This is a genomic window from Komagataeibacter swingsii (assembly GCF_003207895.1).
Taxonomy (GTDB): domain Bacteria; phylum Pseudomonadota; class Alphaproteobacteria; order Acetobacterales; family Acetobacteraceae; genus Komagataeibacter; species Komagataeibacter swingsii.
This window is the reverse complement of the sequence record NZ_NKUB01000006.1, coordinates 70,541-85,093: the sequence shown is the minus strand read 5'-3', so window position 1 is coordinate 85,093 and position 14,553 is coordinate 70,541. Positions and strand designations below refer to the sequence as shown.

General features: G+C 66.7%; 12 protein-coding genes. 6 read left to right on the top strand and 6 right to left on the bottom strand.

Going from position 1 to position 14,553, the window contains the following annotated elements; translation table 11 throughout:
* Positions 1-37: 37 nt before the first annotated feature.
* Positions 38-1,270 carry a UbiH/UbiF/VisC/COQ6 family ubiquinone biosynthesis hydroxylase gene (locus tag CFR76_RS06875; protein WP_110556462.1) on the bottom strand — a complete coding sequence of 411 codons (1,233 nt, stop codon included), beginning with the start codon at positions 1,268-1,270 and terminating at the stop codon, positions 38-40.
* 205 nt (positions 1,271-1,475) lie between these two features.
* On the opposite strand from CFR76_RS06875, the gene CFR76_RS06870 reads away from it, so the two are divergent.
* Complete coding sequence (locus CFR76_RS06870; protein WP_110556461.1) at positions 1,476-1,814, top strand: P-II family nitrogen regulator; 339 nt, start codon at positions 1,476-1,478, stop codon at positions 1,812-1,814.
* A 43-nt stretch (positions 1,815-1,857) separates the two neighbouring features.
* Positions 1,858-2,340: a hypothetical protein gene (locus CFR76_RS06865; protein ID WP_110556460.1), complete on the top strand. Its 483-nt coding sequence runs from the start codon at positions 1,858-1,860 to the stop codon at positions 2,338-2,340.
* A gap of 185 nt (positions 2,341-2,525) precedes the next feature.
* Here the strand turns inward: CFR76_RS06865 and CFR76_RS06860 are convergent, their stop codons facing one another.
* From CFR76_RS06860 to CFR76_RS06850, 3 genes are read right to left on the bottom strand one after another with little or no spacing between them, the layout of a single operon-like run.
* A complete protein-coding gene (locus tag CFR76_RS06860; protein WP_110556515.1) occupies positions 2,526-3,446 on the bottom strand; it encodes an aspartyl protease family protein in 921 nt (306 codons plus the stop codon).
* A 59-nt stretch (positions 3,447-3,505) separates the two neighbouring features.
* Positions 3,506-4,462, bottom strand: a complete 957-nt coding sequence (gene pip / locus CFR76_RS06855; protein WP_110556459.1) for a prolyl aminopeptidase — start codon at positions 4,460-4,462, stop codon at positions 3,506-3,508.
* Positions 4,463-4,474: 12 nt separating this feature from the next.
* Positions 4,475-5,464 carry a tyrosine recombinase XerC gene (locus CFR76_RS06850; RefSeq protein WP_110556458.1) on the bottom strand — a complete coding sequence of 330 codons (990 nt, stop codon included), beginning with the start codon at positions 5,462-5,464 and terminating at the stop codon, positions 4,475-4,477.
* A gap of 242 nt (positions 5,465-5,706) precedes the next feature.
* On the opposite strand from CFR76_RS06850, the gene CFR76_RS06845 reads away from it, so the two are divergent.
* Positions 5,707-7,956, top strand: a complete 2,250-nt coding sequence (locus CFR76_RS06845) for a primosomal protein N' (protein WP_110556457.1) — start codon at positions 5,707-5,709, stop codon at positions 7,954-7,956.
* A 107-nt stretch (positions 7,957-8,063) separates the two neighbouring features.
* Here CFR76_RS06845 and CFR76_RS06840 read toward each other — a convergent pair whose 3' ends face one another.
* Positions 8,064-9,749, bottom strand: a complete 1,686-nt coding sequence (locus tag CFR76_RS06840) for an NAD(P)/FAD-dependent oxidoreductase (protein ID WP_110556456.1) — start codon at positions 9,747-9,749, stop codon at positions 8,064-8,066.
* 149 nt (positions 9,750-9,898) lie between these two features.
* Here CFR76_RS06840 and CFR76_RS06835 point away from each other — a divergent pair, with 149 nt between their 5' ends.
* The 3 genes from CFR76_RS06835 (at position 9,899) to CFR76_RS06825 (ending at position 13,456) form a co-directional block, all read left to right on the top strand.
* On the top strand, positions 9,899-10,966 hold the full coding sequence (locus CFR76_RS06835; protein WP_110556455.1) for a cation diffusion facilitator family transporter: 1,068 nt from the start codon (positions 9,899-9,901) through the stop codon (positions 10,964-10,966).
* 23 nt (positions 10,967-10,989) lie between these two features.
* Positions 10,990-11,892, top strand: coding sequence for a cation diffusion facilitator family transporter (locus CFR76_RS06830; protein ID WP_110556454.1), 903 nt, complete (start codon positions 10,990-10,992; stop codon positions 11,890-11,892).
* 208 nt (positions 11,893-12,100) lie between these two features.
* Positions 12,101-13,456 (top strand): chloride channel protein, encoded by a 1,356-nt coding sequence (locus CFR76_RS06825; RefSeq protein ID WP_110556514.1) that lies wholly within the window; start codon positions 12,101-12,103, stop codon positions 13,454-13,456.
* On the opposite strand, the gene CFR76_RS06820 is transcribed toward CFR76_RS06825, so the two are convergent.
* A complete protein-coding gene (locus CFR76_RS06820; RefSeq protein ID WP_110556453.1) occupies positions 13,439-14,476 on the bottom strand; it encodes a glycosyltransferase in 1,038 nt (345 codons plus the stop codon). The two genes, CFR76_RS06825 and CFR76_RS06820, sit on opposite strands and share 18 nt — an antisense overlap.
* Between the last annotated feature and the right edge of the window lie 77 nt (positions 14,477-14,553).

The window sequence follows — 14,553 nt, the reverse complement described above, 5'->3', positions numbered from 1 at the left end:
CGGCCCCTGGGGCCTGTTAGTCGTCGCGATCCCCGTTTTACAGGCCCATGGCGTGCCGGGCAAAGCTGCGGCGCAGCGGGGTGATGCGGTTGACGGCCGCAAGCCCCACGTCGCGCGCCAGCCGCAGGACCGGGTTGTCATTGCCGAACAGGCGTTCCAGCGCATCGGTCGCCACCAGCATGAGCATGTTGGCGGGACGGCACCGCGCCTGGTACCGGCGCAGCACGTCCGCCGCCCCCACGTCCCCGCCACCGGCATGCACGCGACCAAGGATGTCGGCCATGGCGATCACGTCACGGAAGCCGAGGTTCAGCCCCTGCCCCGCGATGGGGTGGATGCCATGCGCGGCGTCCCCCACCAGGGCGAGGCGCGTATCAATATAACGCTGCGCGTACTGCGCCGAAAGCGGATAGACCCACCGCCGCCCCACCGGGTTGATGGCGCCCAGCCAGTCATCGCCCATGCGGCGGCGGATTTCGTGGGCGAAGGCGTCATGCGGCAGGTCGGCCAGACGGTGGGCGACCTTCTCGCTTTCGGTCCAGACGAGGGCGGACAGGTTGGGATGCTCGGCCGTTCCCGCCATGGGCAACTGCGCAAACGGGCCTGCGGGCAGGAAATGTTCCAGCGCGCGGCCTTCATGCGGGAACTCATGGGCCACGGCGCAGACAATGCCGCACTGGTTGTAGGGCAGGCGCGTAACCGTGATGCGGGCCTGGTCCCGCAGCGGGCTGCGCCGCCCTTCCGCCGCGACCACCAGGCGTGCGTGGATCACGCGCCCGCTGGTGGTGCGGATCACCGCGCCATCGGGGCTGCGCGTCACCACCCCTTCGTCAGGGGCGAAAACATGCACGCCGGGCGTTGCATGCAGGCTTGCGTTCAGCGCCACGCGCAGGGCGCGCGCCTCGATCATCGCGCCGAAAGGCTGGTCGGCGTCGCCGCGCCCGAATTCAAGGAACAGGCGCGAGGGCGGCTGCCCCGGCCGGCCATCAGTCACGCGGATTTCGCGGATATCGCACGATTCCATGGGCAGGCGCTGCCATACGCCCGCTTCCTCCAGCAGGCGGCGCGACCCTGCGGCAATGGCATAGGCGCGCCCATCGAAAGCCGGGTGCTCCATCGGCGGCAGGGCCGCGCGGTCAATGATCGCGACCCGCATGCCATCGGCGGCCAGGCGGCAGGCCAGTGTCGCGCCCACCGGCCCCGCCCCCACGATGCAGACATCGACCTCAAGCGGTCCGGGTGCTGTATGGGATGGCATGTTCGCGGTCATTTCGTTTCCTGTTCTGGGCCTTATGGCAGGGACGGCAGGCCTGCCGGATTTACGCCCCTCCACGGGGCGGGCACAAGCGCGCTTAACACATCGGAAGCGCCAAGGCGGATGACATGCATCACCCGATCAGGGTATAGACGGGACGTTACCTTACCTTTCACACACGGTCAGCCCGGCCGGACAGCAGAAATGGAGACATGGTGAGATGAAGCTTGTCACAGCCATCATCAAGCCTTTCAAGCTCGACGATGTGCGTGAGGCCCTGACCCCGTTGGGGATACAGGGGCTGACCGTATCGGAAGTCAAGGGCTTTGGCCGGCAGAAGGGCCAGACCGAAATCTATCGCGGGGCGGAATATCACGTAAGCTTCCTACCCAAGATCAAGATCGAGGTCGCCGTGAGCGACGACCTGGTGGAACAGGCGGTGGAAACGATTCTGGAAGCCGCCCATACCGGCAAGATCGGTGATGGCAAGATCTTCATCTCCCCCCTTGACAGCGTCATCCGCATCCGGACACGGGAAACAGGCGACAGCGCACTGTAGCCCCACCTTTTTTACAACCGTCATTTCAGGACCGATCCACTCCATGGCCACATCCTTCCGTTTCAAGATCGCAGCCGCGTCCGTGCTCGCCCTCACCCTGTCGGCCGGTGCAGCGCACGCCCGCGAAACCTCCAAGGCATGCCACCAGAAGTTCGCCACAGCCCGCACCGCGGGCACGCTGAACGGGCAGAGCTACAAGGACTTCAAGACCGCCCAGTGCGGTGATGCCGCCACCCCGGAGACCAAGGCCACCGAAGCCGCGGCCCCCGCGGCCAGCCCCGTCGCGGCACCGGCTGCCCCCGCCCCCAAGGCTGCCGCCCCGGCTGCGGCCCCCGTGTCCACCAGCGCCACGCTGCCTGACGCCGTTTCCCCAAAATACAGCAAGGAAGCCGCCGGCAAGGCCCGCATGCACACCTGCCTTGACCAGTACAACGCCAACAAGGCCACCAACGCCAATGGCGGCCTGCGCTGGATCCAGAAGGGCGGCGGCTATTACAGCGTATGCAACGCCAAGCTGAAGGGCTGATCCACCCCGATCATCCCGGCGGTTATCCCAGGCCCGGCAGGTCATGCCGGGCCTGATTTTTCAAGACCGCCTGAAAACAACCTGTCGTGCAAAAAATAAAAGTTCCGGGACCACCTTCTTTCAGACAGGCGGCGTTCCCCGAAGCTTTTTGGAAAAAGCTTCACCAGGAACTTCCGTTTTTCAATTCATCCCTTACCGGGGGCCTGCCGTGGCGCGGGCCGGATGAAGATCTGGTTGGTGGCATAGGATATCCACACCCGGTGGGTGGCGAACCAGTCCGACCCCAGCAGCATTTCCAGATGTTCGCGCAAGGGGGCCACGGTCAGCGTGACATTGCGCTCCAGCTCATGACCGACCTGCAGGCTGTCGAAGCGGTGCCAGTGGTAGATATCCTTGTGTCCGTCCACGCTGGCGGTCACGCCGCCGGGGTCGCGGTCAAGCTGTGACTGGCTGACACCGGCGCGGCGCGCGACCTCTGGCGAGACGATGCGCGAACGCGCGCCACTGTCCAGCAGGGCCGTGACCGGCCTGCCATCCAGTTTCACTTCCAGCAGGAAACGGTTGTCCTGCCTGCGCAGCGGCACGGTTTCATACGGCCCGTCCCATGCCGGTGGCGGCGCGCAGGCCATGGACCCATGCTGGATGTTCCACAATGTCAGCATGCCGCCGGGCACATCCATGTCCAGGTCGAAGCGCGACAGGATATCGCCCCCCAGCAGCCCCGCCACGGGTGGGTGGATCATCGGCTGGCCCGGCAGTTCGCCCACCGGCACCGAACGCGCGCCGAAATCGACATTGCCCACCCGCAGGTCCGGCACCAGGGCGTTCGGCGTCGCCTGCGCCATCCCGCCCGTGCCATGGATGACGGTTTCATGGTCGGGATCAAGCCGCAGCCGCAGGTAGCCCACCATGTCCGGGGTCAGCAGGCCGCCATCCGATCCCGTATCCACCAGCGCGCTGAGGTCATGGCCCGCGATGCTGACGACAATGGACAGGTAGCCGCCATCATCACGCAGCGGCACCTGGGCGACGCGTTCATGGTTGCACAGGCGCGGCACCGTATCCTGTGCCGCCATGGCCGCCACCGGCAGCCCGGCCCCGCCCATGGCGGCAATGCCCCACGCCGCAAGCCCCCATGCCGCAGGCCGGTTACGCCTTCCCGCCACTATGCCAGTCGCCCGGCCATGGTGTCGGTCGCATCCAGCAGGGCGGACAGGATGCCCGGTTCGGTCATGGCGTGGGCAGCCGTATCAATGATCCGGAAATCCGCCTCGGGCCATGCGCGGTGCAGGTCCCACGCGGTGCGCATGGGCGTGGTGACATCATAGCGCCCCTGCACGATGACGGCGGGGATATGGCGGATACGTCCCACGTCACGGATCAACTGGCCCTCATCCAGCCATCCGGCATTGATGAAATAGTGGTTTTCGATACGCGAAAACGCCAGCGCGTAACGCGGGTCGGCATGCTGTATGATGGTGTCGGACGCGGGACGCAGGGTAATGGTGCGCCCTTCCCACACGCTCCACGCTATGGCGGCCTTCATCTGCACCTCCGCGTCCGGGCCGGTCAACTGGCGGTGATAGGCCGCCATCAGGTCGCCGCGCTCATCGGGCGGAATGGGGGCGACAAACTGTTCCCACAGATCGGGAAACAGCCATGATGCGCCATCCTGATAATACCACAGCAGTTCCGCCCGGCGCAGGGTGAAGATGCCGCGCAGCACCAGCGCGCTGACATGCCCAGAATGCGCCTGCGCATAGGCCAGCGCCAGCGTGGACCCCCATGACCCGCCGAACACCATCCATTTTTCCGCGCCGGTCATGACGCGCAGCCGTTCGATATCGGCCACGAGATGCCATGTCGTGTTGTTGGCCAGCGACGCATGCGGCGTCGATCGCCCGCAGCCACGCTGGTCGAACAGCAGGATGCGGTAGCGGTCGGGGTCGAACATCTGGCGCTGGAAGGCCGAACAGCCGCCACCGGGGCCACCATGCAGGAAAACCACCGGGATGCCCTCGGGATTGCCGCACAGCTCCCAGTAAATGCGGTGTCCCTCCCCCGTATCAAGCCAGCCGTGATCGTAGGGGGCGATCGGGGGATAGGGGAACCGCTGGGACATGGGCAATCCTGTTCATCGTGCAGTATCGGGCGGGGTATCGGTGGCATGGGGATGCGCACGTGTCCAGACATCCATAAGCCGGGCTTCGTCCGCCAGCGTATAACGCTGCGTGGTGGACAGGCTGGCATGGCCCAGCAGGTCCTGTATCACCCGCAGGTCGGCGCCGCCTTCCATAAGGTGGGTGGCGAAGGAATGCCGCAACGCATGCGGGGTGGCATGGTCGGGCAGGCCCGCCATGTGCCGCCATGTGCGCATGGCGCGCTGGGCGATGCCGGCCTGCAGGCGGCCACCGCGCACGCCCACGAACAGCGGCGCATCGGGCTGCGGCAGCGGGTGCGCGCCCAGCCAGCGCGCAAGCGCCTGCATGACCTGTGGCAGCACGGGCACCATGCGCTCCTTGCCGCCCTTGCCGCGTATGCGCAGCACGCCATCGCCTTTCACGCCATCGCCCAGGGCGCGGGCCTGCTCCAGATCACGCACATCCAGCGTCAGGGCTTCGGAAATACGCAGGCCACATCCATACAGCAGCATGAACAACGCCCCGTCGCGCACCCGCGCCATGGGGGTATGGGCGATGTCCGATACCCCTTCGGGCACCTCCAGCGCCTGGGCCTGTGGCAGCGGGCGGGGCAGCGGGCGGCGCGTGCGCGGCGTGGCCAGCAGGCCCGGCGCCGGATTATCGACACCGTGGTGGCGCGCAAGGTAACGGTAGAAGGACCGCAACGCCGAAACCCGGCGCGCGCGCGTACGCGCGGCGCGATCCTGTGTCGTGGGGCGGCGGCCGCTCAGGGCGGCGGCATGTTCATGGGCCAGCCATGCCCGCAGGTCGGCCAGCGACAGGCCCGCCAGCACTCCCATGTCCGGCTCCGCACCCAGATGCGTGGTCAGGAAGGCAAGGAACCGGTCCAGGTCCCCCCGATAGGCCGCAAGCGTCAGGGGCGCGGCGCGACGTTCGGTTTCCATCCATTGCAGGAAGGCGTCACGTGCTTCGGTTGCCATCATATCCCGCGCCCTTTCATAAAGATTTTCTCGCAATAACGCGTTGATAAAAAATAATAAAAGTTTTTGGGTGCTGCCTTTTTTCAAAAAGGCGGCGTTCTTCGAAGCTTTTTGAAAAAAGCTTCACCAAAAACTTTCCTGCGTTTTTCAGGATATGTCACAAGCAGGCTTTTCATAATGATGGTGTGTGCGCCCTGTGCAAATGATGGACAAGACACGGGCGATGCCTGACGGTAGAAAAACACATGCCGCATCGCAATGCTTCACAACCGGACCTGCTGCCTACCCCTGCTGATGGTCGGGTGCGGGTCATGCTGACCCTGCCCTTTGCCGGGCCGCTGGACTACCTGCTGCCGCCCCGCCTGGCCGATGTGCGGCCCGGTGACATCGTCAGCGTGCCACTGGGCCGCCGCACCGAAACGGGCGTGGTCTGGGACGCGACATCCCGCCTGCCCCCCGAATTCACCCCCCCACCCCAGAAGGACGTCCCGACGGCACGCCTCAAACCCGTAGCGAGCCGCCTTGACCTGCCGCCGTTGCCCGCGCAGTTGCGGCAGTTCGTGGACTGGGTGGCCGCCTATACCCTCTCGCCGCCGGGCATGGTGCTGGCCATGGCGTTGCGGGCCAACGCGCTGGCCCCGCTGCCGCGTCCCGCCTCCGGCTGGGAGCCGGTTCCCACGCCACCCACGGGCCTGCGCCTGACGCCCGCGCGGCACAGGGTGCTGGATATCGCAGCCAGTGGCGCCCCCCTGACCACGACGGAACTGGCCCGCCGCGCGGGCGTGGGGGCCGCCGTGATCCGCGGGCTGGCGCAGGCCGGCGCATTGCAGGCGGTTGAAATCGCCCCGCCGCCGCCCTTTGCCAGTCCCGATCCCGCGCATTGCCCCCCGGTGCTGGAAGGCGACCAGGCGACAGTCGCCACCGAACTGCGCGCCCGCGTGGCGGAGAACGGGTTTTCCATCACCCTGCTGGAAGGGGTGACCGGGTCCGGCAAGACCGAGATTTACATGGAAGCCATAGCCGCCTGTGTCGAAGCGGGGCGGCAGGCGCTGGTGCTGCTGCCCGAAATCGCGCTGTCGGCCCAGTGGACCGGGCGGTTTGCCCGCCGCTTTGGCGCGGAACCCGCCCTGTGGCATTCCGACCTGGGATCACGCCTGCGCCGGGTGACGTGGCGGGCGGTGGCCGATGGCACGGCGCGGGTCGTGGTTGGCGCGCGGTCGGCGTTGTTCCTGCCGTTCGACCAGCTTGGCCTGATCATTGTCGATGAGGAACACGAAACCGCCTTCAAGCAGGAAGACGGCGTGACCTACCACGCCCGCGACATGGCGGTGGTCCGCGCGCGCATGAGCCGCGCGCCCGTGGTGCTGGTTTCCGCCACGCCCAGCCTTGAAAGCCTGGCCAATGTCGGCGCGGGCCGGTACCGGCACCTGAAGCTGGGCGCACGCCACGGCAACGCCAGCATGCCGGATGTGGAAACGCTGGACATGCGCGCGGACCCGCCCGAACGCGGGCTGTTCCTGTCGCCCACCCTGACCGGCGCGATCAATGATGCGATCGGGCGCGGGGAACAGGCGATGCTGTTCCTCAACCGCCGGGGCTACGCGCCGCTGACGCTGTGCCGCACCTGTGGCCACCGCATGCAGTGCCCCAACTGCACCGCGTGGCTGGTGGAACACCGCGCGCGCCATATCCTGACCTGCCACCATTGCGGGTATGACGAACCCATTCCCCAGACCTGCCCCAAATGCGCCGATGCCGACAGCCTGACCCCCATAGGCCCCGGCGTGGAACGGATAACCGAAGAAGCGCGCGCCACCTTCCCCGATGCGCGGATACTGGTCATGGCCAGCGATACGCTCAATGGCCCCGCCGCCACCGCCGCCGCCGTCGAGCGCATAGCCCGGCGCGAGATCGACCTTGTGATCGGCACGCAGATCGTGGCCAAGGGCTGGCATTTCCCGCACCTGACGCTGGTGGGAATCGTGGATGCCGACCTGGGCCTGGGCGGTGGCGACCTGCGCGCGTCCGAGCGCACGGTGCAACTGTTGCACCAGGTGGCGGGCCGCGCGGGCCGTGCCGAGGCCCCGGGCCGCGTGCTGCTGCAAAGCTACGTGCCCGACCACCCGGTCATGCAGGCGCTGGTATCGGGCGATTTCGCAAGCTTCATGGAACAGGAAGCCGAGCAGCGTCGCCCCGGCTTCTGGCCCCCTTATGGCCGGCTTGCCGCCCTGATCGTCAGCGCGGAAGCACCCGATGCGGCGGACCTGACGGCGCGCGCGCTGGGCCAGAACGCGCCCCGGATGGATGGCGTGCAGGTGCTGGGGCCGGCACCGGCGCCACTGGCCATCCTGCGCGGGCGGCACCGTTTCCGCCTGCTGCTGCGCGCACGGCGCAACATCGCGGTGCAACCGATCATGCGCGAATGGCTATCGCGCGTGAAGCCTGAGCGCGGGGCGCGGATCGACGTGGATATCGACCCGGTCTCGTTTTTATAAATCGCTGATAATAATAAAAGTTTTTGGTGAAGCTTTTTTCAAAAAGCTTCAAAGAACGCCGCCTTTTTGAAAAAAGGCGGCACCCAAAAACTTTTATCCGTTTTGATTCACTGCGCGTCGGTCGCCTGCGTCATGTCGCGCTGCATGATCCCGTCAACCGGGCGACCGGCCAGCGACAGGGCCACGGCCTCGGCAATGCGGATACCATCAATCCCGGCCGACAGGATGCCACCGGCATAACCCGCCCCCTCGCCCGCGGGGAACAGGCCGCGCATGTTCACGCCCTGCCCGTCCACCCCGCGCGGGATGCGCAGGGGGGAGGACGTGCGCGTTTCCACCCCGGTCATGACCGCATCACGCATGGAAAAGCCCGGTATCTTGCGCTCGAACGCGGGCAATGCCTCCCGCATGGCGGCCACCGCGAATTCCGGCAGGCAGCGCGCAAGGTCGGTAGGGGTGACACCGGGCCTGTAGGACGGCACGACATCGCCCAATGTGGTCGACGGCCTGCCCTCAAGGAAATCCCCCACCGTCTGCGCCGGGGCGAAATAGGCCCCCCCGCCGGCTTCGAACGCCTTGCGTTCCCACTCACGCTGAAAGGCGATACCGGCCAGCGGGCCGCCGGGATAATCGCGTTCCGGCGTAACCCCCACCACGATGCCCGCATTGGCGTTGCGTTCGGCACGGGAATACTGGCTCATGCCATTGGTCACCACCTGCCCGACCTCCGACGTGGCGGCCACCACCGTGCCACCGGGACACATGCAGAACGAATAGACCCCGCGCCCGTTGGCCGCATGGTGCACCAGCCTGTAATCCGCCGCCCCCAGCAGCGGCACGGTTTCGGGCTGGCCATAGCGGGCGGTGTTGATGACGGATTGCGGGTGTTCGATCCGCACGCCGATCGAAAACGGCTTGGCCACCATCTCCACGCCTGCCGCGTGCAGGGACCCAAAGGTGTCGCGCGCGCTGTGGCCTATGGCCAGCACGACGTGATCCGCCACGATTTCATCCCCATCCGCCAGCCGCAGGGCGGCCATGCGCCGCCCGCCCGCGCCATCATCACGGGTCACGAAATCGGTCACATGCGCGCCAAAGCGGTATTCACCGCCCAGCGCCTCGATCTCGGCGCGGATATGCTCCACCATCGAGACAAGGCGGAAGGTGCCGATATGGGGCCGGGAAAGGTACAGGATTTCCTCCGGCGCGCCCGCGCGCACGAATTCCGCCAGCACCTTGCGCCCGTAATGCCGGGGGTCGCTGACCTGGCTGTACAGCTTGCCGTCCGAGAACGTTCCGGCCCCCCCTTCGCCAAACTGCACGTTGCTTTCGGGGTTCAGGATGGATTTGCGCCACAGGGCGAAGGTATCGACGGTGCGCTCACGCACCACCTTGCCGCGTTCCAGCACCACAGGGCGCAATCCCATCTGCGCCAGCACCAGGGCCGCCATCAGCCCGCATGGCCCCGCACCGATCACCACCGGGCGCACGAACCCCGCCGCCCGCGCCATGGCCGGGCCATCATCCACCACGAAATGATAGGCCGTATCGGGGGCGGGCATGATGTCGCGCGCGCCGCCATGCGCGGCAAGGACGCGGGCTTCGTCCCGCACGGCGCAGTCCACCGTATAGACCAGCACGATACGGCGCCTGCGGCGCGCGTCATGGCCCCGGCGGACTATGCGCATGTCCGTAATATCCGCGACGGGCACGCCCAGCCGGTCGGCCACGGCCTGCGCCAGGGCGGCGTCGTCATGGTCGATGGGCAGGCGCAGTTCGGTCAGTCGGATCATCGGGTCGCGTTTCCATGGCAGTGGGGCCGTGGCGATGCCATATCACGGCGGCCCCGCGCACAAAATGCGCTAAGTGCTGGTGACGTGCCGCAACCTTCTGCTAGGAAGGCGGCACGCTTTCAATCCCACTGCTGAACGGATGCTGCCCCATGGGTGAGTGCCAGCATAACCATGGCGACCATGACAGCCATGACCATAACCACGATCATGGCCATGACGCCCACGGTCCCGACAGTCATGCGGGCCACGACCATGGCAGCGATGGCCACGCGGACCATGACTGCGGGCAGGGCCATGGCGGGCTGTTCGGCCACCATCATGTCCATACGCCCGCATCCTATGGCCGGGCATTCGCCATCGGGATCGCGCTCAACCTTGCCTATGTCGCCGGGGAGGCGGCATGGGGCGTGCGCAGCCATGCGCTGTCGCTGCTGGCGGATGCGGGGCACAACCTGTCGGACGTGCTCGCCTTGGGGGCCGCATGGCTGGCGGAAATCCTTTCGCGCCGCGTCCCCAGCCGCGATTTCACATACGGGCTGCGCCGGTCATCCATCCTTGCGGCGCTGGGCAATGCGGTGGCCCTGCTGGTCGTGACCGGCGGCATCATGTGGGAAGCCGTGCTGCGCCTGATCCACCCGCACCCGGTCGCCGGTGTCGCGGTCATGGTGGTCGCGGGCATCGGCATCGCGGTCAACGGGGTGACGGCCATGCTGTTCGCAAGCGGCGGCAGGACGGACCTGAACCTGCGTGGTGCGTTCGTGCACATGGTGTCGGATGCGCTCATGTCGCTGGCGGTAGTGGCAGGTGGCGGGCTGATCCTGATGACGGGATGGCTGCGAATCGATCCCGTCATCTGCCTTGTCGTGTCGCTGTCCATTATCGTGGCGACCTGGTCGCTTTTGCGGGATTCGCTGGACATGGCGCTGGACCGCGTGCCGCGCGGCATCAACGCCGAACAGGTGGATGCCTTCCTGCGCACCCTGCCCGGCGTGTGCGACCTGCATGACCTGCATATCTGGCCGATCAGCACCACCGAAACCGCGCTGACGGTCCACCTTGTGCGCGACGCCAGTGAAAACGGGCATGCCCCTGACGGGCTGCTCAACCGCGCGGCGCGTGAACTGCATGAACGCTTTGGCATCGTCCATCCCACGTTCCAGATCGAAACACTGAGCGACGCGGGTCACTGCGTCCTTGCCGACGCCCATACCATCTAGGTTTCAAGAGACCCCTGCCCGACATGTTTTCCAATACCAACACCAAGATGCGCGCGGCCTGGTGCAGCGTCGCCGTCAGCATCGTCGCGCTGGGCATGAAATACGCCGCATGGCGGGTGACGGGCAGCATCGCGCTGTATTCCGATGCGATCGAGACGATCATCAACGTGGTCTCCGCCGTGGCGGGGCTATGGGCGCTGCGGGTGGCCAGCCTGCCGCCCGACCACAACCACACCTATGGGCATTACAAGGCCGAATACCTGTCCGCCGTGGCGGAAGGGGTGCTGGTGGTCATCACCGCCTTCACCATCGCGCATGAGGCATGGGTGGGCTTCACGCACATGCACCCGCCCGAGGATTCGCTCACGGGCATCTCCCTCAATGGCGGGGCAGGGCTGCTCAACCTGGGGTGGGGGCTGTACCTCATGCGCATGGGGCGGGCGCACAATTCCCCCGCCCTTGTGGCCAGCGGGCACCATGTGCTGTCCGATGTCTGGGCATCCGCCGTGCTGATTGGCGGCTTTATCCTGATCCCGCTGACGGGATGGCTGTGGCTGGACCCGCTGCTGGCCGCGCTGATCGCGGTCAACGTGCTGCGCACGGGGTGGGACATGATGCGTACCTCCATCGCGGGGCTTATGGACGAAGCCCCCGATTCCGGGACGCTGGCGGAAATCCGCTCGATCATTTCCCATACCGCCACCGGCGCGATCGAGGCCCATGACATCCGCGCGCGTATCGTGGGCGCCATGACATTCATCGAATTCCACCTTGTGGTGCCGGGCAGCATGAGCGTAGAGGATGCCCATCATATCTGCGACCATATCGAGGACGGCCTGCGCGCGGGCGTGGGTGATGCGCTGATCAACATCCACGTCGAACCCGAACGCAAGGCCAAGCATACCGGCGTGCTGGTGCTGCCCTGATCCCGCCCCGGCCCGCTGCGCCTGACCGGGCGGCCACGGGCCGGGAAACCACAGGCCGGACGTGCCGGCAATGGCCGTCCGGGTTGCGATAAATGCTGCCCTTGTCCCGCAACCGGACTGTCCCCGCCCGGTTTTAACCGTCAGTGCCGTTGCTGAAAGTACATGACCGGTCATGCGAACCGACCTGACTGAAATCCGCAGGAAGCATATGCGCCACCTGCGCCGTTCCGCCCGCATCACCACCGAGCAGTGGCGGCGCAAGCTGGCGTGCTGGGCGGCGGCGGTAGTGGTTGGCGTGGTCGCGGTGGGATTCGCCATGGCGGCGGACGCAGCGGCCACGCTGCGCAACCATGTCATCGGTATCAGCCCGTGGATCATGCTGGCGCTGACGCCGGGGGGGCTGGCGCTGTCCTCGTGGCTGACACGCACGTGGTTCCGGGGCGCGCAGGGCAGCGGCATCCCGCAGACCATCGCCACCCTGCACCTTGAAAACTTCGCCATCATCGACCGGCTGCTCTCGCTGCGGGTGGCGGCGGGGAAGATCATGCTGACCACGCTGGGGCTGGTGGCGGGCGGCTCCATCGGGCGCGAGGGACCCAGCGTGCAGATTGGCGCCGCCATCATGCATGCCTGCGGGCGGTGGCTGAACCTGTCCACCGTCAGCATGCGGCGCGGGCTGATCCTGGCCGGTGGCGCATCAGGCGTGTCGGCGGCGTTCAATACGCCGCTGGCCGGCATCGTGTTCGCGATCGAGGAACTCAGCCACTCCTTCGAGCAGCGCACCAGCGGCACCATGCTGACAGGCGTGATCCTGTCGGGTGTGACGGCCATCGCCCTGGTGGGAAACTACAGCTATTTCGGGCATACGGACGTGGTGGTGCCGATCGGCATAAGCTGGATCGCGGTGCCGACCTGCGGCATCCTTGGCGGGATCGGTGGAGGCGTGTTCTCCGCCATCCTCATCCGGGCCACGCGCGGCCTGCCCGGTGGGCTGGGGCGCTTTGCCCGTGGCAGGCCGGTGGCGTTCGCCGCCGCCTGCGGGCTGCTGCTGGCGGTGATCGGCATCGCGTCGGACGGGATCACCTACGGCACCGGCTATGAACAGGCGCATGAAATCATCGAAGGCAAGACGCATTACCCCGCGTCCTTCTTCATCCTGAAGTTCATCGCCACCATCATTTCCTACTGTTCGGGCATTCCGGGGGGGCTGTTTGCGCCCTCACTCGCCATCGGGGCGGGATTCGGGGGCTGGGTCGCGCAGTTCCTGCCGCACACCACGCCGGGGGCGGTGGTGCTGCTGGGCACGGTGGCCTATTTTTCCGCCGTGGTGCAGTCGCCGCTTACGGCATCGGTCATCGTGATGGAAATGTGCGACAACCAGCAGGTGACGCTGGCGCTGCTGGCCACGTCGTTCCTTGCCTATGGCGTCTCGCGCATGATCTGTTCGCAACCGCTCTATGCCGCACTGGCCGAAGCCTTCCTCGATGGCATGGCCACCGCCCCCAAGCCGCCGGTGGCAACGCCCCGCCCGCCGCCCGCGCCGCCGCTACCTGTGGCGCGCTGACAGCACGCGTTCATACAGCGCAAGCCACTGCGCGGTTACGGCCTGGCGGGTAAAACGCGCCTGATAATCCCGCCTGCCGCCCGCCACGATCTGCGCGGCCAGCACCGGGTCATCCAGCACGCGCTGTATGGCGGCAGACAGCGCAGGCGCGTCATCAATCGGTACCAGCATGCCATTATCGCCATCGCGCACATGCGCGCGCGGACCGGCCGCGGCACACGCCACCAGCGGCACATCCGCCGACCACGCATCCAGGATGACGGTGCCAAAGGGTTCATAACGCGACGGCAGCACGCATATGTCCGCCGCCGCCAGCAGCGCCCCGCGATCGGACCGCCAGCCAAGGAAATGCACCCGGTCCGCAATGCCCAGACGGGCCGCCTGGGCCGCAAGGGCTGCCTTCAGGTCCCCTTCCCCCGCCAGCCACACATGGCAGCGCGGCAGCAGGGCCAGCGCATCCAGCAGCGTTTCCAGCCCCTTGGCCGGATGCAGCCGCGACAGCACCAGCAGCACCGGCGCGCCGGCGGGCGTATCCAGCGACCGGCGGGAAACGGGCGGCTGCGGCGTGACGGAGGGAAAGGTGGGCACGTAGGCCACCCGGTTCGCTGGCGCGCCGCGTTCGCGCATGGACTGCGCCATGTCGGGCGTGCAGCCCACAAACCAGTCACAATGCGCAAACGGACGCAGGTCCTTGTAATTGCCAAACCAGCCAATAACCGGGACACCCGTATGCGCGGGCACCAGTTCCGCCGCCCGGCGCAGCCAGCAATGGATCAGGTCGGGCTGCATGCGTTCAACCAGGCCCCGCAGCGCATGGCGGACCAGGGGACGCAGCGGCAGGCGCAGCGGTCCTGTCTCCACCGCCACCCCTGCCTTTTGCAGTTCTTTCCCCCGGGGGGCCGCAGGATGCATGACCACGCATTGCGTAAGCCCCGCCGCATGCAGGCTGAGCATGACATCAGTGGAATACAGTTCGGCCCCACCATTGCCCCGGGCCGCCATGATGTGGAGTACGCGCATGCAGTGCCCTGTTATCTGACTGCGATTCATAAAAAAGTTTTTTGTGAAGCTTTTTTCAAAAGCTTCAAAGAGACGCC